This window comes from Pseudomonas citronellolis, assembly GCF_900112375.1.
Taxonomy (GTDB): Bacteria; Pseudomonadota; Gammaproteobacteria; order Pseudomonadales; family Pseudomonadaceae; genus Pseudomonas; species Pseudomonas citronellolis.
The window spans coordinates 105,361-128,195 of sequence record NZ_FOLS01000024.1 but is presented as its reverse complement, the minus strand read 5'-3'; the positions used below and the strand labels follow the sequence as shown (position 1 = coordinate 128,195).

At 68.5% G+C, this 22,835-nt stretch carries 21 protein-coding genes; 11 read left to right on the top strand and 10 right to left on the bottom strand.

The features are described 5' to 3' along the window. Window positions 1-159: 159 nt before the first annotated feature. From BM060_RS21870 to BM060_RS21850, 5 genes are read right to left on the bottom strand one after another with little or no spacing between them, the layout of a single operon-like run. Window positions 160-735 (bottom strand): nucleotidyltransferase family protein, encoded by a 576-nt coding sequence (locus tag BM060_RS21870; RefSeq protein WP_074982922.1) that lies wholly within the window; start codon window positions 733-735, stop codon window positions 160-162. Continuing rightward, complete coding sequence (locus BM060_RS21865; RefSeq protein ID WP_074982920.1) at window positions 732-1,700, bottom strand: XdhC family protein; 969 nt, start codon at window positions 1,698-1,700, stop codon at window positions 732-734. The genes BM060_RS21870 and BM060_RS21865 overlap by 4 nt, the downstream gene beginning before the upstream one ends. A 1-nt stretch (window position 1,701) precedes the next feature. Continuing rightward, entirely contained in the window at window positions 1,702-2,937 is a 1,236-nt protein-coding gene (locus tag BM060_RS21860) for a c-type cytochrome (RefSeq protein ID WP_074982919.1), read from the bottom strand. A 2-nt stretch (window positions 2,938-2,939) separates the two neighbouring features. Further along, window positions 2,940-3,473 (bottom strand): (2Fe-2S)-binding protein, encoded by a 534-nt coding sequence (locus tag BM060_RS21855; RefSeq protein ID WP_064584484.1) that lies wholly within the window; start codon window positions 3,471-3,473, stop codon window positions 2,940-2,942. Then, window positions 3,466-6,297 carry a xanthine dehydrogenase family protein molybdopterin-binding subunit gene (locus BM060_RS21850; RefSeq protein WP_074982916.1) on the bottom strand — a complete coding sequence of 944 codons (2,832 nt, stop codon included), beginning with the start codon at window positions 6,295-6,297 and terminating at the stop codon, window positions 3,466-3,468. Before BM060_RS21850 ends, BM060_RS21855 begins: the two co-directional genes overlap by 8 nt. 299 nt (window positions 6,298-6,596) lie before the next feature. On the opposite strand from BM060_RS21850, the gene BM060_RS21845 reads away from it, so the two are divergent. Then, on the top strand, window positions 6,597-7,808 hold the full coding sequence (locus BM060_RS21845) for an MFS transporter (RefSeq protein ID WP_074982913.1): 1,212 nt from the start codon (window positions 6,597-6,599) through the stop codon (window positions 7,806-7,808). A gap of 465 nt (window positions 7,809-8,273) precedes the next feature. On the opposite strand, the gene BM060_RS21840 is transcribed toward BM060_RS21845, so the two are convergent. From BM060_RS21840 to BM060_RS21830, 3 genes are read right to left on the bottom strand one after another with little or no spacing between them, the layout of a single operon-like run. Beyond that, window positions 8,274-8,420 (bottom strand): DUF2474 domain-containing protein, encoded by a 147-nt coding sequence (locus BM060_RS21840; RefSeq protein WP_009613174.1) that lies wholly within the window; start codon window positions 8,418-8,420, stop codon window positions 8,274-8,276. 10 nt (window positions 8,421-8,430) lie between these two features. Next, window positions 8,431-9,438 (bottom strand): cytochrome d ubiquinol oxidase subunit II, encoded by a 1,008-nt coding sequence (gene cydB / locus BM060_RS21835; RefSeq protein WP_074982911.1) that lies wholly within the window; start codon window positions 9,436-9,438, stop codon window positions 8,431-8,433. A 2-nt stretch (window positions 9,439-9,440) separates the two neighbouring features. Continuing rightward, window positions 9,441-10,877, bottom strand: a complete 1,437-nt coding sequence (locus BM060_RS21830) for a cytochrome ubiquinol oxidase subunit I (RefSeq protein WP_074982908.1) — start codon at window positions 10,875-10,877, stop codon at window positions 9,441-9,443. A 426-nt stretch (window positions 10,878-11,303) separates the two neighbouring features. Between BM060_RS21830 and BM060_RS21825 the strand changes: the two genes are divergently transcribed. The 10 genes from BM060_RS21825 to BM060_RS21785 all read left to right on the top strand — a co-directional run bounded on the left by BM060_RS21825 (window position 11,304) and on the right by BM060_RS21785 (window position 22,205). Then, a complete protein-coding gene (locus BM060_RS21825) occupies window positions 11,304-12,083 on the top strand; it encodes a MetQ/NlpA family ABC transporter substrate-binding protein (RefSeq protein ID WP_074982906.1) in 780 nt (259 codons plus the stop codon). A 90-nt stretch (window positions 12,084-12,173) separates the two neighbouring features. Next, a complete protein-coding gene (locus tag BM060_RS21820; RefSeq protein ID WP_058488314.1) occupies window positions 12,174-13,070 on the top strand; it encodes a sigma 54-interacting transcriptional regulator in 897 nt (298 codons plus the stop codon). 220 nt (window positions 13,071-13,290) lie between these two features. Beyond that, a complete protein-coding gene (locus tag BM060_RS32575; protein ID WP_135499954.1) occupies window positions 13,291-13,632 on the top strand; it encodes a hypothetical protein in 342 nt (113 codons plus the stop codon). 302 nt (window positions 13,633-13,934) lie between these two features. Then, window positions 13,935-15,890, top strand: a complete 1,956-nt coding sequence (gene betT / locus BM060_RS21815; protein WP_058073012.1) for a choline BCCT transporter BetT — start codon at window positions 13,935-13,937, stop codon at window positions 15,888-15,890. Between the two features lie 273 nt (window positions 15,891-16,163). Next, window positions 16,164-16,670: a sigma-70 family RNA polymerase sigma factor gene (locus BM060_RS21810; protein ID WP_074982904.1), complete on the top strand. Its 507-nt coding sequence runs from the start codon at window positions 16,164-16,166 to the stop codon at window positions 16,668-16,670. Continuing rightward, a complete protein-coding gene (locus tag BM060_RS21805; RefSeq protein WP_074982901.1) occupies window positions 16,667-17,635 on the top strand; it encodes a FecR domain-containing protein in 969 nt (322 codons plus the stop codon). The genes BM060_RS21810 and BM060_RS21805 overlap by 4 nt, the downstream gene beginning before the upstream one ends. A gap of 101 nt (window positions 17,636-17,736) precedes the next feature. Then, entirely contained in the window at window positions 17,737-20,148 is a 2,412-nt protein-coding gene (locus BM060_RS21800; RefSeq protein WP_074982899.1) for a TonB-dependent receptor, read from the top strand. 7 nt (window positions 20,149-20,155) lie between these two features. Continuing rightward, window positions 20,156-21,304, top strand: a complete 1,149-nt coding sequence (locus BM060_RS21795; protein ID WP_074982897.1) for a PepSY-associated TM helix domain-containing protein — start codon at window positions 20,156-20,158, stop codon at window positions 21,302-21,304. Continuing rightward, window positions 21,301-21,483 carry a hypothetical protein gene (locus BM060_RS21790; RefSeq protein WP_074982895.1) on the top strand — a complete coding sequence of 61 codons (183 nt, stop codon included), beginning with the start codon at window positions 21,301-21,303 and terminating at the stop codon, window positions 21,481-21,483. Before BM060_RS21795 ends, BM060_RS21790 begins: the two co-directional genes overlap by 4 nt. After that, entirely contained in the window at window positions 21,480-22,205 is a 726-nt protein-coding gene (locus tag BM060_RS21785) for a DUF6796 family protein (RefSeq protein WP_074982893.1), read from the top strand. The genes BM060_RS21790 and BM060_RS21785 overlap by 4 nt, the downstream gene beginning before the upstream one ends. Here the strand turns inward: BM060_RS21785 and BM060_RS21780 are convergent. Then, window positions 22,193-22,558, bottom strand: a complete 366-nt coding sequence (locus tag BM060_RS21780) for a type II toxin-antitoxin system VapC family toxin (RefSeq protein WP_058073004.1) — start codon at window positions 22,556-22,558, stop codon at window positions 22,193-22,195. The two genes, BM060_RS21785 and BM060_RS21780, sit on opposite strands and share 13 nt — an antisense overlap. Further along, window positions 22,552-22,767: a ribbon-helix-helix domain-containing protein gene (locus BM060_RS21775; RefSeq protein WP_009613188.1), complete on the bottom strand. Its 216-nt coding sequence runs from the start codon at window positions 22,765-22,767 to the stop codon at window positions 22,552-22,554. The genes BM060_RS21780 and BM060_RS21775 overlap by 7 nt, the downstream gene beginning before the upstream one ends. Window positions 22,768-22,835 lie beyond the last annotated feature (68 nt).

The following is a 22,835-nucleotide window of genomic DNA, read 5'->3' as shown; positions in this document are numbered from 1 at the left end:
CCCAGCCACGCCGTGTCCCTGTAGGAGCGCGCCCTGCGCGCGAATCGCGGGCAGGGCCCGCTCCTACAAGTTGCCGGGAGGCACGGTATTCCTCCTTCGTAGGAGCGAGCTTGCTCGCGAATAAACGCGGTGCCATGCGGTTCGCGAGCAAGCTCGCTCCTACGAAGAGCCGGGTGTTAGGGCCGCGGGGGTGTCTACGTCGCGCAGGACGCCGGGGTCGTCCACCTCGATGGGGCGCCAGGCTTCGCGGTGGGCTTGCAGCACCGCGCGGGCGCCTTCGTCGCCTTGCAGGGCGCGGAGTTCCGGCCAGAAGGCGCGGCCGAAGAGGACCGGGTGGCCGCGTTGGCCTTGGTGCAGGGGGAAGACGATGCGCTGTTCGCTGGCCTGCGAAGCCAGCAGGCGCAGGGTTTGCGGGGCTATCCAGGGCATGTCGGCGAGCAGGATCGCCACGCTGGTGGCCGGGTTGTCGGCCAGCGCGGCGACGCCGGCGGCGAGGCTGTGGCCCAGGCCGGATTCCGCCTCCGCGCAGCGCACGATGGAGATATCCACAGGCACGCCAAGCACCGCCGCATCATCCTCCGGGCGCAGCATCACGCAGACCTCGTCGAACGCCTCGCGGGCATTGGCCAGGCTAGCCGCCAGCAAACCACGGCCATCGGCCAGGCGCGCCTGGCGCTTGTCGGTGCCGAAGCGCCGGCCGAAGCCGGCCGCCAGCAGCAGCGCGACGGTCGTCACAGGCTTTCGCGCTCGATGCCGCTGCGGGTGCGGAGGATGTCGGCGAGCACCGCCAGGGCGATTTCCGCCGGGGTCTTGCTGCCCAGGTTGAGGCCGATGGGCGCGTGGATGCGCGCCAGCTCCGCCTCGCCCAGGCCGCCGACGCGCTCCAGGCGCTCCATGCGCCTGGCCGAGGTGGTGCGCGAGCCCATCACGCCGATGTAGAAAGCTTCGGTGCGCACCGCTTCGAGCATCGCCAGGTCGTCGATCTTCGGGTCGTGGGTCAGCGCCACCACCGCGGTATCGGCGTGGCAGCCGCCGTTGGCGATGAAGATCGACGGCAGCTCGCGGCGAATCTCGATGCCGTCCAGCTCGACGCCATCCAGCGCTTCCTCGCGCGGATCGCACAGGATCACTTCGAAGCCCAGGCCCTTGCCGAACTCGGCGCAGGCATGGGCCACGCTGGAATAGCCTGCCAGCAGCAGGCGCTGGGCCGCGCCGACGCGCAACTGCACCGTGCCGGCGTCGCGTTCCACCCGGGGGCCGTGGCTGTGGTCGTCGTTCAGGCTGCGCGCGCCGCTGGCCAGGTCCACCCGGCGCAGCAGGCGGCGCTGGCCGAGCAGCGCCGCTTCCAGTTCGCGCAGGTGCGCCTGGACTTCGCAGTCCGGCGCCAGGTTTTCCACCAGCACGTCGAGGATGCCGCCGCAGGGCAGGCGGATGTTGCTGCGCTCGTCGCCTTCGCCGTAGCGCACCACCTTCACCGGCTCGGCGAACTCCCCGGCGGCCACGCGTTCGAGGAAGTCATCCTCGACGCAGCCGCCGGACAGCGAGCCCACCCACTGCCCGCCCTGGTTCACCGCCAGCAGCGAGCCCGGCGCGCGCGGCGCCGAGCCGTAGGTGAAGAGCACGGTGCAAAGCCAGACACGCTGGCCCTCCCGGGACCAGCGCAGCGCCTGGCGAATCACTTGCAGATCGAGATGTTGCACTTCACATCGCCTTGCCGGCATGGACCGGCACACCATCGGACTTCAGTTGCGCAACCGCCTTGGCGTCGAGGTCGCCGGGCAGGCCGCCCCAGCTTTGACGCAGGTAGTTGAGCAGATCGGTGAGTTGCGCGTCATCCAGTTTATCCGCGAAGCCGGGCATCGGCTGCATGCGTTCGAAGCCGCTGAACTGCTGTTCGCCGATGCCGTCGACGATCACCCGCAGCAGGTTGCGCGAGTCGGCCAGGCGCAGGGTGGTGTTGCCCTGCATGGCCACGGCGATGTGCGGCTTGCCCTCGCCTTCGGTGCCGTGGCAGCCGGCGCAGACGTTGAGGTACTGCTGGCGGCCGCGCTTGGCGCTGGCGGACAGCTGTGGATAAGCCACCGCCTGCACCACCTTGGCCGCCGGCGGCTGGTCGCCCAGCAGGTAGCTGGCCATGGCCCGCAGGTCGGCGCTGTCCAGGTGCTGGGTGCTGTGGTGCAGCACCGGGAACATCTCGTTGAACATGCTGCCCTGGGCGCTCATGCCGTGCTCCAGGAAGGCCGACAGGTCGGCGTGGTTCCAGCCGCGCGCGGCCAGGTCCTCGGGCAGCAGGCTGGGCGCCAGGTAGCCGTTGAGCAGGGCACCGGACAGGCGCTTGTCCTGCTGCAGCGCGCCGATGGCGTTGCGCGGGGTGTGGCATTCGCCGCAGTGGCCGAGCACTTCCACCAGGTACTGGCCGCGCTGCCAGGGCTCGCTCCTGCCCTCGACGCTCTGCAGCTGGACGCTCTTGCCGTACAGCAGGTTCCAGCCGGCCAGCCCCGCGCGCACGTTGAACGGGAAGCTCAGCGCGGTCTCGGGCGCCGCGCGGTGCACCGGCTCGACGGTCATCAGGTAGGCGTGGATGGCGTCGGAATCCTCGCGCCTGATCAGGTGGTACGAGGTGTAGGGCATCGCCGGGTAGAGGTTGGCGCCGTCCTTGCGCTTGCCCTCGGTGAGGGCGGCGAAGAAGTCGTCGGCGCTGTAGTTGCCGATGCCGTAGTCCTTGTCCGGGGTGATGTTGCTGCCGTAGATGGTGCCGAACGGCGAGGCGATCGGCAGGCCGCCGGCGAAGGGCGCGCCGCGCGCCGCGGTGTGGCAGGCCATGCAGTCGGCGGCGCGGGCCAGGTACTCGCCGCGCTTGACCAGGTCGGCGTCGGCGGCCTGGGCGCCGGCGACCAGGCCCGCGCTCAGCAGCAGGCCGGTTAGCAGTCGCGCCATGCTCAGCCCTCCTTGACCAGGCCGAGGTCGCTGAGGACCTCGGCGGTGGCGTTGTAGTAGCGCACGTAGCCGGTGCAGCGGCAGATGTGGTGGCCCAGGCTGGCCTCGATCACCGACTCCAGCTCGCTCTTCTTCAGCGGCTGGCGCTGGGCCTTTTCCACCAGCACGGTGGCGGCGTTGACGAAGCCCGGCGCGCAGTAGCTGCACTGGAAGGCGAAGCGCTCGACGAACTTCTGCTGGATCGGGTTCAGCTCGCTCACCTGGCCCTGCGCATCGCGCTTGGCGTGGCCTTCGATGGTGCGCACCTTCTTGCCGTCGAACCAGTTGGCGCCGGTGATGCAGGTGCGCACTTCCTCGCTGGTGCCGTCGGGGTTGTCGACGATCACCACGCAGGCGTGGCAGATGCCCTGGCCGCAGCCCAGGCGCGAGCCGGTGAGGTTCTGGTATTCGTGCAGGTAGTCGATCATCGGCAGGTCTTCGGGGACCTCGACCGGGCCGACGCCCTGACCGTTGAGGGTCAGCTGGAGCTTAGCCATTGAGGGCCTCCTTGATGCGGGCGGGGGTGGCGGGCAGGTCGCGGACGCGCTTGCCGATGGCGTGGGCGATGGCGTTGCCCACGGCGCCGGCGATGGGGATCATCACCACTTCGGCGATGCCCTTGGACGGGTCGCTGGGCGACAGCGGCGGGAGGATCTCCGAGGTCTGCTGCCACACCGCCACGTCCTTGGCGCGCGGCAGGCGGTAGCGGTTGAAGTTCCAGTCGCCCTCGGCCGGGCCGCCCTCGTGCAGCGGCATCTCTTCCAGCAGCGCGTGGCCCAGGCCCATGGCGGTGCCGCCCTCGATCTGGCCCTTGACCAGCTCCGGCACCAGCACCCGGCCGCACTCCACCCAGGAGTGGTGGTTGAGCACCTGCACCTCGTGGCTGCCCTTGTTGACCTTCAGCTCCACCAGGGTGGCCACCGGGCTGTAGTAGGTGACCGCGGCGTTGTTCAGCTGCACCGGCGGGTAGTTCACGTTCCTGCGGTCCAGCAGGTGGAAGCCGGCGCTGGTCATCTGCGCCTTCTTCGCCTGCGGCGCGCCGTCGCCGTATTTCACCGCCAGGCCGTCCAGCGGCAGGCGTTCGGCGACGCCGTCGATGCTGAATTCGCACTCGGCCCAGCTCCAGCGGTTGAAGGCGTGCACCGTGGCGCCGGTGACCAGGCCGCGCTCGTGGGCGCGCCTGGCCAGCACGGCGAAGGGCAGCGGCTGCATGCCGTTGGCGGTGAGTTCGCCGTTCACCCAGTGGGCGTCCTCGCGGCGCACCACGTAGGGGTTGGCCTGGCCGCCGTAGGGGCCCTGGCGCCAGATTTCCAGGGCCGCCGGCCACAGCCCGTGGTTGAACAGCACGCGCGCCGCCTCGCGGGTGGCGTGGCTGAAGTAGTAGGCCGAGTTGGTGGCCGAGGACGCCGAGGCGTACTTGCCCACCCAGCGCGGGTTGCGCAGCTTCTCGTCCTGGGTGACCTGGCTCATGGTGTAGGGGTCTTCGCCGCTGAGCAGCTGCAGCTCCGGCCACTGCGTCTCGGCGGTCTTCACCTCGTCCGCCGGGCGGCCGAGGAAGTCGGCGGCGACCAGGGCCTGGGAGGTGGACATGCCGGTGCCGATCTCGATGCCGATGTGGCGCAGGTGGATGCGCCCCTCGGCGTCGAACTCCAGGCTGGCCATGGGCGCCTCGGAGCCGGTGCCGAAGTCCTTCTGGCAGATGGCGAAGCCGACGCCGTACCAGTTGTCCGGGTCCTGCGCGTCGAACTGCTTCTTGCGCTCGGCACGGTTCTTCCACACCTCGTGGGCGGCGGCCTTGTCGAGGATCTCGTGCAGGCGCAGGGCACCGGCGGGCACCGCGCCCTGGGTGTTCTTCATGCCCGAGACCAGCGCGTTGCGCCGGCGCAGCTCGATGGGGTCGGCGCCCAGGCGCTCGGCGATCTCGTCCACCATCATCTCGGTGGAGGCCATGCTCTGCAGGGTGCCGTAGCCGCGCATGGAGCCGGCCTCGACGCCGCGTGAATGGTAGGCGGTGGCCTGCAGGTCGCTCTGCGGCATGTAGTAGATGGACTGCGCGGCGGTGGCGCCCACGGCGGCCACCGAGGCGCTGTAGTTGGCGCGGCCGCCGCCGTCCAGGCTCATCTCGGCGCGGAAGATGCGGAAGCCCAGGTCCTTCTTGTCCACCGCCAGTTGGTAATGGATGTCGAAGGCGTGGCGCTTGATGCCGCTCTGGAACTGCTCGTAGCGGTCGTTCGCCAGGCGCACCGGCACGCCTTCGCCGTACAGCGCGGCGAGGGCCGCGTAGTAGACGAAGATGTTGTGGTCCTTGGAGCCGTAGCCGACGGTGTAGCCGGGGTGGATGTTCAGCGTCTGCAGGCCGAAGCGCGACGGCGCGACCATGTGCACCGTCTCGTAGGCGGCCTCGAACGGGCACTGGGTGGCGACCACGAAGTGCAGGGTCTTGCTGGCCGGGTCGTACCAGCCGTTGCCGTTGTCCGGCTCCAGCGCGGCGGGCTCGATGGACGGCGTCCTGTAGCGCTCGTCGAAGACCAGCCAGTCGGCCGGCGGGTTGTCCACCTGGTCCTTGATCTTCTGCGCGTAGAACAGGCCCTGCTCGGTGAGGTCGCCGTGCTGGCTGGGCTGCTGGTCCCACACCGGCTTGCGGTTGCGGATCATCGGGAACAGGATCGAGGCCTTGAGGCTGGAGAATTCGTCCTCGTCGGCCGAGGTCTTCCCGCCCACCCGCACGTAGCGGAAGCTGCCGTAGGGGTCGCCCTGGTACAGCGGCGCCTGGGCGCCGTAGCGAATGGCCTTGTCGTTGAACTTCAGCTTGAGCTTGGCCCGGCGGAAGCGCTCGAAGTCGTGCCAGATGAGGATGGCCACCGGGTGGCCGATGAACATCGGCACCTTGCCGGTGGGCAGCAGCGGGTCCGGGCCGTGGGCCTCGGGGAAGGCGATGCCGTCTTTGGCCAGGTCGTCGGCGGTGACGATGCGGTCCGGCTGCAGGTCGTCGCCCAGCCAGGCGAGGTCGTAGCCTTCGTAGAGGCGGTCGGCCTTGAGCGTCTTCAGCAGCATGGCGTGGCCCTGCTGCTGCGGCCAGCCGGGCATGTCCCTGGCGCGGATATCGCGGGCGAACACCTTGTTGCCGCAGACCTTGGAAATGGCGTCGTTGCGCAAGCGCACCTTGCCGTCGTGGCCGAGCCACTGCTCGGCCGGCACCGTCACGCTCTTCTCCATCAAGGCAGCGAAAGCCCGGCTGCCCAGCGGCGCCAGGGTGACGCTCACGCCGGCGATCAGACCGCCCTGGAGGAAGGCGCGCCGGGAGATATCACGGTTGGACATGGATCATCCTCTGGGCGGTGCACTACCCGCCCATGTCGTTATGGAGTTCTGGAACCGGCGGAACTCAGGCGTAGGACGGCGCGACGGCAGCTTGCGGGCCGCGTCGTCCTACGGAAAATCCTGACCGATACGTCAACTTTACCCAATCGACGCGCCTCAGGCAAAAGTTAAGCGGGCGATCAGCGAACCGATGGCGTCGCCGTTGTCCATTCGTCCGAAGGAAATTGCCGACGGAATTTGTTACGGCGTGCTACGCTCACCGGCCTTTGCTTAGCTCCCTAACCAGTCGTCCGCGCACCATGTCCGCCGAAGCCACCTCGCTGCTCCGCCATCGCCCTTTCCTCGCCTTCTGGCTCGCCCGCGTGTGCACCGCCAGCGGCTTCCAGATGCTCACCGTGGCCATCGGCTGGCACATGTACGAACTGACCCACAACGTGCTCGACCTCGGCCTGGTGGGCCTGGTGGAATTCCTGCCGCGGGTGCTGTTCATGCTGCACACCGGGCACGTCGCCGACCGCTACGACCGGCGCAAGGTCGCCGCCCTGTGCCAGGTGGCCCAGGGCCTGGTAGCGCTGGCCCTGGTGCTGGGCGCCAGCACCGGCAACGTGACCCGCGAGATGATCTTCGTGCTGGCCTTCCTGCTCGGCAGCGCGCGTTCCTTCGAGATGCCGACCACCCAGGCGCTGCTGCCGAACATCGTGCCCAGCGCCCTCTTCCCCCGCGCGGTGGCCGCCTCGGCCTCGGCCATGCAGGCGGCGACCATCGCCGCGCCGGCCCTGGGCGGCCTGCTCTACGCCTTCGGCGCCTTCTGGGTGTACGCGCCGACCACGCTGCTCTATTTCATGGCCTGCGCGCTGTCGCTGAGCCTGCAGGCGCGCCGGCAGAACGGCATCCAGGGCAAGGCCAGCCTGGCCTCGCTCATGGCCGGCATCCATTTCATCCGCAGCCGCCCGGACATCTTCGGCGCCATCTCCCTGGACCTGTTCGCCGTGCTGCTGGGCGGCGCCACCGCGCTGCTGCCGGTGTTCGCCAAGGACATCCTGCTCACCGGCCCCTGGGGCCTGGGCCTGCTGCGCTCGGCGCCGGCGGTGGGCGCGTTGCTGATGTCGTTCTGGCTGGCGCGCTTCCCCATCGAGCGCAACGTCGGGCGCATCATGTTCCTGGCGGTGGGCATCTTCGGCGTGGCGACCATCGCCTTCGGCCTGTCCACGTCCTTCTGGCTGTCCCTGGGCGTGCTGGTGGTGCTGGGCGCGGCGGACATGATCAGCATGGTGATCCGCGGCGCCTTCGTGCAGCTGGAAACCCCGGACGAGATGCGCGGCCGCGTCAGCGCGGTGAACGGGCTGTTCATCGGCGCCAGCAACCAGCTCGGCGAGTTCGAGTCGGGGCTGACGGCGCACTGGTTCGGCACGGTGCCGGCGGTGGTCATCGGCGGCGTGGGCACGCTGATCGTTACCGGGGCGTGGATGAAGCTGTTTCCGACGTTGGCGCAGCGGGACAAGTTGCACTGAAGCGCTCTTCGCTCTTCGCTCTTCGCTCTTCGCTCTTCGCTCTTCGCTCTTCGTAGGAGCGAGCTTGCTCGCGAACAGAGTTCCCCGGCGATTCTGGAATTCAGGTTTCAGAGCGCCCTCTCCCCAGCCCTCGGCTGCGCGCCCCGCCCTGAAGGGAGAGGGGGCTAGTCCGTGCCGAGAGGGGGAATGGTTTCAGCCGGTAATCCCTGTGCTAGCCGGCTAACGCCGAAATATCAGCATCTGCCCAACAGTCCCCTCTCCCTTCAGGGAGAGGGTTAGGGAGAGGGAGCGGAGTCAACCCCAGGCGCTGTAGCGACAGGGAAACTCCGTTCGCGAGCAAGCTCGCTCCTACGAAAAGCCAAAAAGCCAAAAAGCCAAAAAGCCGAAAGCCCAAAAAGCCCCCGCATAAAAAAGCCCCCGCCAAAGCGGGGGCTACAGGCACCCGAAGGCGCCCAAGTGGGAGTCTCAGTGCGGCGTCCCCAACCCCGCCGCATTCATCAGCAGGCGCATCAGCCAAGCCGCCACACCCAGGGCGGCGACGCTACCCGCCCAGATCAGCACCAGCCAGCCCAGGCGCTTGTACAGTGGCGCTTTCACGGTTTGCGGTTTCATCGCCGAGCCCTCAGTGGTAGCCATCGCCGTGCTTCACCTTGCCGCGGAACACGTAGTAGCTCCAGGCGGTGTAGCCGAGGATGAAGGGGATGATGAACAGCGCGCCCACCAGCATGAAGCCCTGGCTCTGCGGCGGCGCCGAGGCAGCCTGGATGCTCACCCCCGGCGGGATGATGTTCGGCCACAGGCTGATGCCCAGGCCGCTGTAGCCGAGGAAGATCAGCACCAGGGTGAGCACGAAGGGCAGCGCGTTGTCGTTGCGCGCCACCGAGCGCAGCAGGGCGTAGAAGGTCAGCAGCACCAGCAGCGGAACCGGGGCGAACCAGAACAGGTTGGGCAGGCTGAACCAGCGCTGGGCTATGTCGGCGTGGGCCAGCGGCGTCCACAGGCTGACGATGCCGATCACCGCCAGCAGCACCAGCGCCAGCGGCCGCGCCAGGTCGTGCATGCGCTCCTGCAGCTTGCCTTCGGTCTTCATGATCAGCCAGGTGCAGCCCAGCAGGCTGTAGGCGACGATCAGGCCCAGGCCGCAGAACAGCGGGAAGGGCGCGAGCCAGGCCAGCGAGTCGCCGGCGTACTGTCCGTCGACCACCGGCAGGCCCTCGATGAAGGCGCCCAGGGCCACGCCCTGGAAGAAGGTCGCCGCCAGCGAGCCGCCGATGAAGGCCTTGTCCCAGATGTGCCGCTTGCGCGCCTTGGCCTTGAAGCGGAACTCGAAGGCCACGCCGCGGAAGATCAACCCCACCAGCATCAGCACCAGCGGCAGGTACAGCGCCGAGAGCACCACCGAGTAGGCCATCGGGAAGGCGCCGAACAGCCCCGCGCCGCCGAGCACCAGCCAGGTCTCGTTGCCGTCCCACACCGGCGCCACCGTGTTCATCATCACGTCGCGGTCGCGCTCGTCCTTGAAGAACGGGTAGAGCATGCCGATGCCGAGGTCGAAGCCGTCCATCACCACGTACATCATCACGCCGAAGATGATGATCACCGCCCAGATCAGCGGAAGGTCGATACCCATGCTCAGTTCCTCCCCGCCGGATGGTCGTCATCCTCGTCGAAGCCCTCGGCGGTGGCCGACAGCGGCCGCGCCGCGGTGCGCTGGCGACCGGCGCCGCCCTCGTTGTGCTCGCGGCCCTCGTCGGTGACCGGGCCCTTGCGCACCAGGCGCATCATGTAGCCGATGCCCACGCCGAACAGCGAGAAGTACACCAGCACGAACATCACCAGGGTCAGGCTCATCTGCAGGGTGCTGTGGTTGGACACGCCGTCGGCGGTGCGCATCAGCCCGTAGACCACCCAGGGCTGGCGGCCGACCTCGGTGGTGAACCAGCCGGCGAGCAGCGCCAGCAGCCCCGAGGGGCCCATCCACAGCACCAGGCGCAGGAAGGCGCGGTTGCGGTACAGCCCCTCGCGCCAGCGCAGCCACAGGCTCCAGACGCCAACCAGGATCATCAGCATGCCCAGGCCGGCCATGATGCGGAACGACCAGAAGACGATGGTGGAGTTGGGCCGGTCCTCGCGCGGGAAGTCCTTCAGCGCCGGGATCGGCTCGGTCAGGCTGTGGCGCAGGATCAGGCTGCCGAGCACCGGGATCTCGACCTTGAAGCGGGTTTCCTCGCGCTGCATGTCCGGCCAGCCGAACAGGATCAGCGGCGTCGGGCCGCCCTCGGCGTTGTCCCAGTGGCCCTCGATGGCGGCGATCTTCGCCGGCTGGTGCTCCAGTGTGTTCAGCCCGTGGGCGTCGCCGATCATGGCCTGGATGGGCGCGACCAGCAGCGCCATCCACATGGCCATGGAAAGCATCTTGCGAATCGCCGGGTTGTCGCGCCCGCGCAGCAGGTGCCAGGCCGCCGAGGCGCCGACGAAGAAGGCGGTGGAGAGGAAGGCGGCGATGGACATGTGCAGCAGGCGGTAGGGGAAGGACGGGTTGAAGATCACCGCGAACCAGTCCACCGGGATCACCCGCCCGTCGACGATCTCGAAGCCCTGCGGCGTCTGCATCCAGCTGTTGGAGGCGAGGATCCAGAAGGTCGACATCAGCGTGCCCAGGGCCACCATCACCGTGGCGAAGAAGTGCAGGCCCGGGCCGACGCGGTTCCAGCCGAACAGCATCACGCCGAGGAAGCCGGCCTCGAGGAAGAACGCGGTGAGCACCTCGTAAGTCAGCAAGGGCCCGGTGATGCTCCCGGCGTAGGCGGAGAAGTGGCTCCAGTTGGTGCCGAACTGGTAGGCCATGACCAGGCCGGAGACCACGCCCATGCCGAAGTTGACCGCGAATATCTTCGACCAGAAGTGATAGAGGTCGCGGTAGACCTCCTGGCCGCTCTTCAGCCACAGCCCTTCGAGCACCGCCAGGTAACTGGCCAGGCCGATGGTGATGGCGGGGAAGATGATATGGAAGGAGACGGTAAAGGCGAACTGCATACGCGCCAGTTCCAACGCCTCAAGACCCAACATGACGTTTCCTCTTCAGGGTGACGCCCGTCGTCGCACGCAGCGGGCAACTCGCCGGCCCACGGGAGCCGACAGTTTCAGCGGTGATCCTGGAATCGGATTCTTGTTCGGGCCGGCGGACCTGTGGTCGCGGCGGTACGCCAAGCAAAGACTAGCAGGGCGTGCATTGATGCAGCTCAAGAAAGCCCGTCGATGGTACCCCCGGCCCCGGAAAATGCCGCCGTGGCGGGTTGCCGCGCGGCAGCTTGCCTCAGTCCGAATATGAATTTCAGTCATATAAAAATGAATAAATAATATTTTAATGGAATAAAAAATCCCGGTAGCTTTCGCTCCAACGGCGCCCGCAGAGGCGCCGGAGCCAACCCCCGCCGCCCGCGTCGCCGCCACGAGCGCGACCTGCCCGGCACGCTGCCCTACAAGGACACCGTCATGAAGAAACTGCTGCTCATCACTGCCCTCGCCGCCGCCTTCAGCGCCTCGGTCAACGCCAACGAGAAACTGGTGGTGGCCGCCACCCCGGTGCCCCACGCGGAAATCCTCGAGCTGATCAAGCCGACCCTGGCCAAGGAAGGGGTGGACCTGGAGATCAAGGTCTTCACCGACTATGTGCAGCCCAACGTGCAGGTGGCCGAGAAGCGCCTGGACGCCAACTACTTCCAGACCAAGCCGTACCTGGACAACTTCAACAAGGGCAAGGGCACCGACCTGGTCACCGTGACCGGCGTGCACGTCGAACCCTTCGGCGGCTACTCGAAGAAGTACAAGTCCCTGGCCGAGCTGCCCGACGGCGCCACCGTCGCCCTGCCCAACGAAGGCAGCAACAGCGGCCGCGCCCTGCTCCTGCTGCAGAAGGCCGGCGTCATCAAGCTGAAGGACCCGCACAACGCCCTGGCCACGCCGAAAGACATCGCCGAGAACCCCAAGCACCTGAAGTTCAAGGAGCTGGAATCGGCCCTGCTGCCGCGCGTGCTGGACCAGGTCGACCTGGACCTGATCAACACCAACTACGCCCTGGAAGCCAAGCTCAACCCGGTGAAGGACGCCCTGATCCTCGAAGACCGCAACTCGCCCTACGTGAACTACCTGGTGGCGCGCCCGGACAACAAGGACAGCGACGCGCTGAAGAAACTCTCTGCGGCCCTTACCAGCCCGGAAGTGAAGGCCTTCATCGAGAAGAAATACGACGGCGCGGTGATCCCCGCCTTCTGATCGATGCCCAGCCGGCGGCGCCGCGCAGCGCCGCCCATCCCCCACGCCGGTGAGCATCCGCACCGGCGTTTTCATTTCGAGATCGCGCAGATGAAAGTCCCCCAACCGCTGCTGACCTTCCCCGACGCCGACAAGAGCCCGCTGAGCATCCGCGCCAAGGCGCTGGTGTTCTTCGACCCGCGTTCGCACCAGGTGCGCGACGAGGTCGAGCGCCTGGCCCCGGGCCTGCAGCCGGTGCTGATCCGCGGCGAGACCGGCACCGGCAAGGAACTGCTGGCCCGGCACATCCACCGCGCCAGCGAGCGCCCCGGGCTGTTCGTCGCGGTGAGCTGCAGCGCGCTGAGCCGCAACTTCGCCGAGGCCGAGCTGTTCGGCTACGCCCCCGGCGCCCACAACGGCCCGGTGGGCAGCCGCGCCGGCTGGCTGGGCTCGGCCAACGGCGGCACCCTGTACCTGGACGAGATCGCCGACCTGCCGCTGGCCTTGCAGGAGAAACTCCTGCGCGTGCTGCAGGAACGCGAAGTGCTGCGCGTCGGCGCCCGCGAACCGATCCCGGTGGACGTGCGCCTGGTGGTGGCTACCAGCATCGACCTGGGCCAGGCGGTGGCGGCCGGCAAGTTCCTCGAACCGCTGCGGCAATACCTGGTGGACGGCGACCTGGAACTGCCGCCGCTGCGCCAGCGCATCGGCGACATCCTGCCATTGGCCGAATACTTCCTCGGCATCCACGCCCAGCGCCTGGACCTGCCGGTGCCGCACATCGGCGAAGCGACCCAGGCGGCGCTGGAGGCCTACCCCTGGCCGGGCAACATCCGCGAGCTGGAGAACGTCATCCACTTCGCCCTGCTGGTCAGCCCGGGAGCGGAAATCCAGCCGCAGCACCTGAACCTGCCCGACGCCGCGCCGGCGGAGCTGCGCCAGCTGCTGCGCCGGCCCGGCGTGCGCGAACAGTTGCGCGCGCTGCTGGAAGAGGACCCGCTCCCGTAGGTGCCGGCTACGCTGAGCTGCTCTTCTGCTCTTCGTAGGAGCGAGCTTGCTCGCGAACAGACTCCGCTGCGGGGCTCATTCGCGAGCAAGAACTAGGCGTCCCCCTCGCTCCTACGAGAAGCCGTGCTCGCCTGCAATGTAGGAGCAACTGTCTTGCAAGCCGCGCCGGGGCGCTTTTCGTAGGATGGGTTGAGCTTGCGAAACCCATGCGGTTGCGCTGATGGGTATCGCTTCGCTCAACACCATCCTACGAAAAGCCATGCGCGCTCCTGCAAGGATCTCGGCCCCCGCGAAAAAGCGTCTCCTAAGCCCTGAACGTCCGCGAAAAGCGACGAATGGTCGCAGTGAAACGATTCGCCTACCCCGCCGCCGGCAGCAGGGAATCCTGATGGAAAGGTCAAAAACAGGAATTTCTCTGACATTTACAGCAAAAAGCAGCCTCATCGACCACATCGATACCGATCATCAGGCGCATCAACTTCTTTTTGTCATGAAGATCAGGGAAAATGGCTGTCAGGCAGTCGGGACCCAATTTCCCCGGCGCCTTTGGAGACTATCGTGACCAGCTTTGCCGCTCTTGCCAGCTTTTTCGCCGCCACCGCTTTCCTCAACGTACCTCAGCAGGTCGATCCGGAACGCCGTGAAGTCCGCCGCGTGAAGCGCCGCCGCAAGTAAAGCAGTACCCGCTCCGCTCGGCCCCCGCACGGGGCCGGCGGCGGGACCATCGGTCCCGAGGATTGGCCCTGGCACGGCCTTTCGTGTTTATATTGATCGGTTGATCAATTAAAAACACGAGGAACCCCGCCCGTTTTGTCCGCCGTTCCCTCCCCCTCCGTCACCGCGTCCCCCACCCCCGCCATGCGCATGAACCCACCGGTCTTCTACGGTGCGGCAGCGCTGATCCTGCTGTTCGTCGCCCTGGTCATCGGCTTTCCCGCCGAGGCCGGCCAATGGCTGCTCGACGCCCAGGCCTGGGCCGCCGCCAACGTCGGCTGGTACTACCTGCTGGCGATGACGCTGTACCTGATCTTCGTGGTGGTCACCGCGCTTTCCGGCTACGGGAAGATCAAGCTCGGTGCCGACCACGACGAGCCGGAATTCAGCTACCTGTCCTGGGCCGGCATGCTGTTCGCCGCGGGCATCAGCATCACCCTGTTCTTCTTCTGCGTGTCCGAGCCGCTGACGCACTTCCTGCAGCCGCCCCAGGGCGCAGCCGGCGGCGCCGAGGCCGCGCGCCAGGCCATGCAGCTGCTGTTCCTGCACTGGGGCCTGCACGGCTGGGGCGTGTTCGCCCTGGTGGCCATGGCCCTGGCCTACTTCGCCTACCGCCACAACCTGCCGCTGGCGCTGCGCTCGGCGCTGTACCCGCTGATCGGCAAGCGCATCAACGGGCCCATCGGCTACACCGTGGACTGCTTCGGCATCGTCGCCACCGTGTTCGGCCTGGGCGCGGACATGGGCTTCGGCGTGCTGCAGCTCAACGCCGGGCTCGACTACCTGTTCGGCGTGGCCCACAGCCACCCGGTGCAGATGACGCTGATCGCCCTGATGATGGGCGCGGCCATCGCCGTGGCGGTGTCCGGCGTGGACAAGGGCATCCGCCTGCTGTCCGACATCAACATGCTGCTGGCCTGCGGCCTGCTGCTGTTCGTGCTGTTCGCCGGGCCCACCCAGCACCTGCTCAACACCCTGGTGCAGAACATCGGCGACTACCTGGGCGCGCTGCCGACCAAGAGCTTCGACCTCTACGCCTATGGCGAGGGCGGCGACTGGCTGGGCGGCTGGACGGTGTTCTACTGGGCCTGGTGGATCGCCTGGGCGCCCTTCGTCGGCCTGTTCATCGCGCGCATCTCCCGCGGGCGGACCATCCGCGAATTCGTCTTCGGCGTGCTGTTCATTCCCCTGGGCTTCACCCTGGCGTGGATGTCGATCTTCGGCAACAGCGCCCTGGACCAGGTGCTCAACCACGGCGCCGTCGAACTCGGCCGGGTGGCCGTGGCGGAGCCGCAGATGGCGCTCTACCAGCTGCTGCAGGACTACCCCGGCAGCCGCGCGCTGATCGCCGTGACCGTGCTGGTCAGCTTCGTATTCTTCGTCACCTCGGCCGACTCCGGCACCGTGGTGCTCTCCACCCTCTCCGCCCGTGGCGGCAGCGCCGACGACGACGGGCCGAAGTGGCTGCGGGTGTTCTGGGGCCTGGCCACCGCGCTGGTCACCGGCGGCCTGCTGTTCGCCGGCAGCATCGATGCGCTGAAGTCGGCGGTGGTGCTCACCTCGCTGCCCTTCTCGCTGATCCTGCTGCTGATGATGTGGGGCCTGCACAAGGCCTTCTACCTCGAATCCCAGCGCCAGCGCGCGCGCAGCCACTCCCTGGCGCCGCCGCTGGCGGCCAAGGCCGGTGGCTGGAAGCGGCGCATCTCCCAGGCGGTGCACTTCCCCACCCGCGACGAGGTGTACCGCTTCCTGGCGGACGTGGTCAGCCCGGCGATGGCCGAGGTGGCGGAGGTGTTCCGCGACAAGGGCCTGCAGGTGGACGCCGACCTCGACCCGGGCAACCTGGAACTGAGCCTGGAGATCGGCCACGGCGAGCAGCACCCGTTCTACTACCAGGTATCGATGCGCGGCTACTTCACGCCGTCCTTCGCCCGCGCCGGCATGGGCGGCCTGCACCTGAAGAACCGCCGCTACTTCCGCGCCGAGGTGCACCTGGCCGAGGGCAGCCAGGACTACGACCTGATGGGCTACGGCAAGGAGCAGATCATCAACGACATGCTCGACCAGTACGAGCGGCACCTGCAGTTCCTGCATCTGGTCCGCTGAGAACCTGCCTACGATCTGCTGCGCGTCGGCATAACTGCGTTGAAAACAGGCGAGGAATGCTCATTTAGCGGCCTAAACTCCGCTTCCTCGCCTGTCTGACTCGCTGCGCTCGCCCTTCGGGCCAGCCTTCGGCTGTTACTCCCGTTGGTCGTTGCGCCTTGTTCTGCTCTAGCTCGCGAGATCGTAGACAGATTCTGGGCACGACCAAGGGAGGCCTGGAAATAGGCAATTGATAGTGATTATCATTGGCCATTCTTTTTCCAGGCCATTCCCATGTCGGCTACCGTCCTCAACCAACAGCACGCCCTGCGCGACCTCTACAGCGAGCACCACGGCTGGCTGCACGGCTGGCTGCGGCGCCGCCTGGGCAATGCCTGCGATGCCGCCGACCTGGCCCAGGACACCTTCGTCCGCGTGCTGCGCGCGCGCAACGCCAGCGAAATCCGCGAGCCACGCGACTACCTGGCCACCGTGGCCCGCGGCCTGATGGTCGACCACTTCCGCCGCCGCGCGCTGGAACAGGCCTACCTGGAAGCCCTGGCCAGCCTGCCGGAAGACGAGCAGCCCTCGCCGGAGACCCAGGCCCTGCTGTTCGAGGCGCTGATGGAGATCGACCGCCTGCTCGACGGCCTGGGCGCCAAGGTCAAGCGCAGCTTCCTGCTGGCCCAGGTGGAAGGTCTGACCTACGCCGAGATCGCCGAGCGCCAGGGCATTTCCCTGCGCACGGTGAACAACCACATGGCCAAGGCCATGGAACACTGCTGCCTGATGCTGCCATGAGCACCGCCACTCCCAGCGAGACCGAGCGCCAGGCCATCCGCGCCGCCGCCCAGTGGTACGCGCGCCTCTACTCCGGCCAGGCCAGCGATGCCGACCGCAACGCCTGGCAGCACTGGTACGCCGCCAGCGCCGAACACCAGCACGCCTGGGCCCGGGTGGAACAGGTGCGCCAGCAATTCGCCCGGGTGCCGGGGCAACTGGCCGGACCGACGCTGGGCGCCCGCGCGCTGTCGCGCCGGCAGATGCTCGGCGGCCTGGGCAGCCTCGCCCTGGGCCTGCCGCTGGCCTGGCTCGCCTGGCGCGACACGCCCTGGCAGGCCTGGCTGGCCGACTACCGCAGCGCGGTGGGCGAACGCCGCGAAGTCACCCTGGCCGACGGCTCCTCGCTGACGCTCAACACCGACAGCGCGGTGGACGTGCTCTTCGACCCCCGACAACGCCTGCTGCGCCTGTTGCGCGGGGAAATCTTCGTCAGCACCGCGCCGGACCCCAGCGGCAGCGCGCGGCCCTTCCGCGTGGAGACGCCCCAGGGGCGCATCCTCGCCCTGGGCACCCGCTTCAGCGTGCGCCTGCTCGACGGCCGCACCCGCGTCGCCGTGCTCGACAAGGCCGTGGAAGTCCGCCCCCAGGCCGCGCCGCAGCGCAGCCGCATCCTGCACGGCGGCGAGCAGCTCGACCTCGACGCGCTGGAACTCGGCCAACTGCGGCACAACGACGCCAACACCGCGGCCTGGCTGGCCGGCAGCCTGATCGCCGTGGACCGCCCGCTGGGCGAGCTGCTGGAGGAACTCTCGCGCTACCGCAACGGCGTGCTGCATTGCGACCCGCAGGTGGCCGGCCTGAAGGTCTCCGGCAACTTCCCCATCGGCGACACCGACCTGGCCCTGGCCGCCCTGGAATCCGGCTTCGACCTGCGCATCGTGCGCCATACGCGCTTCTGGATCAGCGTGCAGCCACGCGCCTGAACGCCGGGGGCGAAAAAAATCCGCCCGCCCTTGCACTTTTTTCCGCCCTCGCCCGGCCCCCTCTTATTCCGGGCCATCTGGCCCAACTTGGGGGAGCTTGCATGAACCGCTACACCACCCCGGCGCCGACCACCGGCAGCCGCTCGTTGCACAAACCGCTGGCCCTGGCCATCGCCCTGGCCCTGGGCGCCGGCGCGCTCGCCGCCACCACGACCCAGGCCGCGGAAGCCGCGCGCTACGACATCGCCGCCGGCCCGCTGGCCGAGGTGCTCGGGCGCTTCGCCAGCGCCGCCGGGGTGGCCCTGTCGTTCGACGCCGCGCAACTGCGCGGCCGCCAGTCCAGCGGCCTGCACGGCAGCTACGACGTCACCGGCGGCTTCAGCGCGCTGCTCGCCGGCAGCGGCCTGGAAGCCGAGCCCCAGGCCAACGGCAGCTACGTGCTGCGGCCGCTGCCCACCGACGGCGCCGTGGCGCTGTCGGCCAGCACCATCACCGCCAGCCTCGGCGCCGAGACGCTGCCGCCCGCCTATGCCGGCGGCCAGGTGGCCAGCGGCGCGCGCCTGGGCATGCTGGGCAACGCCGACCTCATGGACACGCCCTTCAGCGTCACCAGCTACACCGCGCAGACCATCGAGGCGCAGCAGGCGCGCAGCGTCGCCGACCTGCTGGTGGCCAACGACCCGTCGGTGCGGGTGGTCGGCGGCCGCGGCGACCTGGTGGACACCTACGTCATCCGCGGCTTCAACGTGAACAACGCCGACGTCGCCCTCAACGGCCTGTACGGCGTGCTGCCCTACTGGCGGGTGCCGATCGAGTTCGCCGAGCGCGTCGAAGTGCTCAAGGGCCCCACCGCCCTGCTCGGCGGCATGTCCCCCGGCGGCAGCGTCGGCGGCACCATCAACCTGGTGCCCAAGCGCGCCGAGGACCAGCCGCTGACCCGCGTCAGCCTGGACTGGACCGACCGCTCGCAGGTCGGCACGCACCTGGACATCGGCCGCCGCTTCGGCGAGGGCAACGCCTTCGGCGTGCGCTTCAACGGCGTGTACCGCAACGGCGACACCGCCATCGACCACCAGAGCCGCGAGTTCCCGCTGATGTCCCTGGCCCTGGACTTCCGCGGCGAGCGCCTGCGCCTGTCCAGCGACCTGCTGTACCAGAAGGAAAGCCTGGAAGGCGTGGTGCGCCCGGTGATCACCGGCACCGCCACCAGCATCCCCCACGCGCCGGACTCCAAGACGCGCTTCGGCCTGCGCGATTCCTACCTGGACCAGGAGGACTACTCCATGGTCAACCGCGGCGAGTACGACCTCAGCGACCACCTCACCGCCTTCGCCAGCATCGGCGGACGGCAGAGCAACTACGAGACCATCGCCGCCAACAGCATCCTCAACGGCAACCAGGGCGACATCATCAACGGCCTGGCGCGCCAGCGCGCCGACCGCCGCACCTACTCCGGCGAGGCCGGCCTGCGCGGCGACTTCGACACCGGCCCGGTGCGCCACGACTGGACCTTCAGCGCCAACCGCCTGCACGAGCGCGTGGGCATGGTCTACGTGTTCACCGGCATGCAGCCGGGCAGCCTCTACGAGACCTCGCCGCACACGCCGATCCCGGACTTCTCCAGCCTCGACGGCGGCATCCCCAAGACCAACGAAACCGACCTTTCCGGCGTGGCCCTGGCCGACAAGCTGTCGATCCTCGACGAGCGCGTGCAGTTCACCGCCGGCGTGCGCCGGCAGACGGTGCAGTCCAAGGACTACGACCCGTCCAGCGGGGCGCGCACCAACAAGTACGACGAGCACGCCTGGACGCCGATGTTCAGCCTGCTGGTCAAGCCGCTGGACGAGCTGTCGCTGTACGCCAACTACATCCAGGGCCTGAGCCAGGGCGACACCCCGCCCTCCACCGCGGCCAACGCCGGCCAGGCGCTGGCGCCGTACAAGGCCGAGCAGTACGAGGTCGGCGCCAAGTACGAACTGGGCAGCTTCACCACCACCCTGGCGCTGTTCGAGATCAAGAAGCCCAACGCCTTCCTCGACGCCGACAACGTGTTCCGCGCCGACGGCGAGCAACGCAACCGCGGCATCGAGCTGAGCCTGTTCGGCGAACTGACCGACGACCTGCGCGTGCTGGCCGGCGCCACCTACATCAAGGCCGAGCAGAGCAAGACCGCCAACCCCGCCAGCGAAGGCCAGGACGCCCCCGGCGTGCCGCGGCGCCAGGCCAACCTGGGGCTGAGCTGGGACACCCCGTTCGTCCAGGGACTGACCCTCGACGGCCGCTGGATCTACACCGGCGCGGCCTACCTGGACACCACCAACGACCTCAAGGTCCCGCACTGGAACCGCGTCGACGTCGGCGCCAGCTATGCCTTCCAGGTCGCCGGCAAGCCGCTGGTGGCGCGGGCCAACCTTGAGAACCTGCTGGCCAAGGACTACTGGACCGCGTCCAACGGCTACATGACCGTCAGCTCGCCGCGCACCCTGTCGCTGTCGCTGACCGCGGACTTCTGAGGCGCCCATGACCGCGAAAGCCCTGCGCACCTGGTACCTGGTGCACAAGTGGACCAGCCTGGTGTCCACGCTGTTCCTCCTGCTGCTGTGCCTGACCGGCCTGCCGCTGATCTTCCACGAGGAGATCGAGCACTACCTGGAACCGCACCCGGAGCTCAAGCCGCTGACCGCCGAGTCGCCGCGCATCGACTACGACGACGTGGTGGCCCGCGCCCTGGCCGCGCGCCCGGGCGAGGTGGTGCGCTTCGTGGTGTTCGACCCCGACGAGCCGCTGGGCGCGGTGATCACCGCGCCCAGCCTGGTGCCGCCGCCGGAGATCGGCCACGTGCAGCCGTTCGACGCGCGCACCGGCGAGTTCTTCGACCCGGAGCCGCCGCCCGGCGGCTTCATGTACCTGATGCTCAAGCTGCACACCGACCTGTTCATGGGCCTGCCCGGCTACCTGTTCCTCGGCTTCATGGGGCTGCTGCTGGTGGCCTCGCTGGTATCCGGGGTGGTGGTCTACACGCCCTTCATGCGCAAGCTCGACTTCGCCGCGGTGCGCACCAGACGTAGCCGCCGGGTGAAGTGGCTGGACCTGCACAACATGCTGGGCATCGTCACCCTGGCCTGGGTGCTGGTGGTGGGCGCCACCGGGGTGATCAACACCCTGGCGCTGCCGATCCTCATGCTCTGGCGCAGCGACCAGCTGGCCGACATGACCGCGCCCTACCGCGACGCGCCGCCCATGGCCGACAACGGCTCGCTGCACAAGGCGCTGCAGACCGCCCAGGCGGCGGCGCCGGACATGACCATGAGCTTCATCGGCTTCCCCGGCACCCAGTTCAGCAGCCAGCACCACTACGCGGTGTTCATGCACGGCGCCACGCCGCTGACCAAGCGCCTGCTCAAGCCGGCCCTGGTGGACGCGCAGACCGGCGAGCTGACCGACATCCGCGAGATGCCGCTGTACGTGAAGACGCTGTTCCTCTCGCAGCCGCTGCACTTCGGCGACTACGGCGGGCTGCCGCTGAAGATCGTCTGGACGCTGCTCGACCTGGTGGCCATCGTCGTCCTCGGCAGCGGCCTGTACCTGTGGTTCGCGCGGCGCAAGACCATGGAGAAACGCCTGGCCGACCTGCAGGCCGGGCACCTGGCCGCGGAGGGCGAGGCATGAAGCGCAACCTGTGGATGGTGTTCCGCTGGCCCCTGGCGCTGGCCGTGCTCAGCCTGGTAGGGCTGATTTCCGCGCTGGTCGGCGACGGCCCCTGGGACGCGCTGTCCTGGTTCGCCCTGGGCGTTCCCCTGGTGGTGATCCTGGCGGCGCTGGCCCGCGCCCGCAGGCCGTCGCCATGAACCCGATCTACAGCGACCGCGCCCTGCGCCTGTGCGGCTACGCCGGGCTGCTGGCCGCGGTGTTCTGGATGATCGGCGACGCCGGCCTGCTCGGCGCCCGGGCCAACCTCGCCGACTACCCGCCGCTGCAGGACTACCTGGCGCGGATCAGCTTCGAAGGCCTGGACTACATGCTGCCCAACAGCGAGCCGCGCCTGGCCTTCGGCGCCCTGGTGGCAGTGCTGGCCATGCCGCTGTACCTGCTCGGCGCCTGGCACTGGTTCCTGGTCGCCCGCGGCCGGGGCTGGATGGCCTGGACGCTGTTCGCCCTGCTGGTCTGCGGCAACGCCTACTCGCCGCTGGGGCACGCCGCCTTCTACCACCTGGGGATGGTCTACAAGACCCTCCTGCTGGTGCCGGCGGACGCCCATCCGGCGCTGCTGGCGCTGGGCGAGCAGTTCCACCGCCTGCTGATGATCGCCTGGGTGGCGGCGGTGGGCGGCCTGGTGGCCGGGCTGGCCGTGCTCACCCTGGCCATCGCCTGCGGGCGCACGCGCCTGCCGCGCAGCAGCGCGCTGCTGCTCAACCCGCTGAGCCTGGGGGTGCTGGGCCACTTCGCCCCCGCCGTGCTGGCGGAGCCGCTGGGCACCTGGCTGCGCGGCGCCGGCATCAACATCGGCTGGTTCGTCGCCTACGCCTTCTCCAGCCTGTGGTTCGCCCGGCGCGGGGCTCAGAGCCGGTAGGGCAGGCGCACGCCGGCGTCGTCGACGGGGAAGTCCCTGGTGTTGCGGGTGACCAGCAGGCGCCCCTGCACCTCGGCGCTGGCCTTGATGATGGCGTCCGGCAGCTTCACCCGCAGCGCCTGGCGCACCGCCACGGCGCGCTCGGCGACGGACGCGTCGAGCGGCACCAGGGCGAAGCTGTCGAGGAAGGCGCGGGTGGCCGCGGCGGTGGCGGGCGTGGCGCCGATCATCACCTCCATCCAGGTGACGATGCTGATGGCGGGGTCATCGTAGCGGCGCAACTCGTCGCGGGCCTGTTCGTGGCCGTTTAGGTAGTCGATGAGGATGTTGGTGTCGAACAGCGCCTTCACCATTCCTCGCGCACCTTCTCCTGGTAGGCCAGGCCGTCGCCGGCGCTGCCGTTCCACAGGCCGAAGGCGGCCTCGGCATCCTGCCGGCGGTGCCGGACCAGGTACTCGGCGACCGCCTCGCGGATCAGCGCGGCGCGCGATTGCTGCTGTTGCTCGCCCAGGGCATTGAGCGCTTCGAGGTGTTCGGCAGGGATGTCGACCAGGGTACGCATGGCGTCCTCCATATGTGATATCGATAACATATATCACACATCCCTGATCGACCAAGCCTGCGTTTGTA

What these genes read in the sequence shown, in the direction of transcription:
- BM060_RS21860 (WP_074982919.1), bottom strand. Translation starts at nt 2,937, where the DNA reads ATGGCGCGACTGCTAACCGGCCTGCTGCTGAGCGCGGGCCTGGTCGCC.
- BM060_RS21855 (WP_064584484.1), bottom strand. Translation starts at nt 3,473, where the DNA reads ATGGCTAAGCTCCAGCTGACCCTCAACGGTCAGGGCGTCGGCCCGGTC.
- BM060_RS21850 (WP_074982916.1), bottom strand. Translation starts at nt 6,297, where the DNA reads ATGTCCAACCGTGATATCTCCCGGCGCGCCTTCCTCCAGGGCGGTCTG.
- BM060_RS21845 (WP_074982913.1), top strand. Translation starts at nt 6,597, where the DNA reads ATGTCCGCCGAAGCCACCTCGCTGCTCCGCCATCGCCCTTTCCTCGCC.
- BM060_RS21840 (WP_009613174.1), bottom strand. Translation starts at nt 8,420, where the DNA reads ATGAAACCGCAAACCGTGAAAGCGCCACTGTACAAGCGCCTGGGCTGG.
- cydB (WP_074982911.1), bottom strand. Translation starts at nt 9,438, where the DNA reads ATGGGTATCGACCTTCCGCTGATCTGGGCGGTGATCATCATCTTCGGC.
- BM060_RS21830 (WP_074982908.1), bottom strand. Translation starts at nt 10,877, where the DNA reads ATGTTGGGTCTTGAGGCGTTGGAACTGGCGCGTATGCAGTTCGCCTTT.
- BM060_RS21825 (WP_074982906.1), top strand. Translation starts at nt 11,304, where the DNA reads ATGAAGAAACTGCTGCTCATCACTGCCCTCGCCGCCGCCTTCAGCGCC.
- BM060_RS21820 (WP_058488314.1), top strand. Translation starts at nt 12,174, where the DNA reads ATGAAAGTCCCCCAACCGCTGCTGACCTTCCCCGACGCCGACAAGAGC.
- BM060_RS32575 (WP_135499954.1), top strand. Translation starts at nt 13,291, where the DNA reads ATGGGTATCGCTTCGCTCAACACCATCCTACGAAAAGCCATGCGCGCT.
- betT (WP_058073012.1), top strand. Translation starts at nt 13,935, where the DNA reads ATGAACCCACCGGTCTTCTACGGTGCGGCAGCGCTGATCCTGCTGTTC.
- BM060_RS21810 (WP_074982904.1), top strand. Translation starts at nt 16,164, where the DNA reads ATGTCGGCTACCGTCCTCAACCAACAGCACGCCCTGCGCGACCTCTAC.
- BM060_RS21805 (WP_074982901.1), top strand. Translation starts at nt 16,667, where the DNA reads ATGAGCACCGCCACTCCCAGCGAGACCGAGCGCCAGGCCATCCGCGCC.
- BM060_RS21800 (WP_074982899.1), top strand. Translation starts at nt 17,737, where the DNA reads ATGAACCGCTACACCACCCCGGCGCCGACCACCGGCAGCCGCTCGTTG.
- BM060_RS21795 (WP_074982897.1), top strand. Translation starts at nt 20,156, where the DNA reads ATGACCGCGAAAGCCCTGCGCACCTGGTACCTGGTGCACAAGTGGACC.
- BM060_RS21790 (WP_074982895.1), top strand. Translation starts at nt 21,301, where the DNA reads ATGAAGCGCAACCTGTGGATGGTGTTCCGCTGGCCCCTGGCGCTGGCC.
- BM060_RS21785 (WP_074982893.1), top strand. Translation starts at nt 21,480, where the DNA reads ATGAACCCGATCTACAGCGACCGCGCCCTGCGCCTGTGCGGCTACGCC.
- BM060_RS21780 (WP_058073004.1), bottom strand. Translation starts at nt 22,558, where the DNA reads ATGGTGAAGGCGCTGTTCGACACCAACATCCTCATCGACTACCTAAAC.
- BM060_RS21775 (WP_009613188.1), bottom strand. Translation starts at nt 22,767, where the DNA reads ATGCGTACCCTGGTCGACATCCCTGCCGAACACCTCGAAGCGCTCAAT.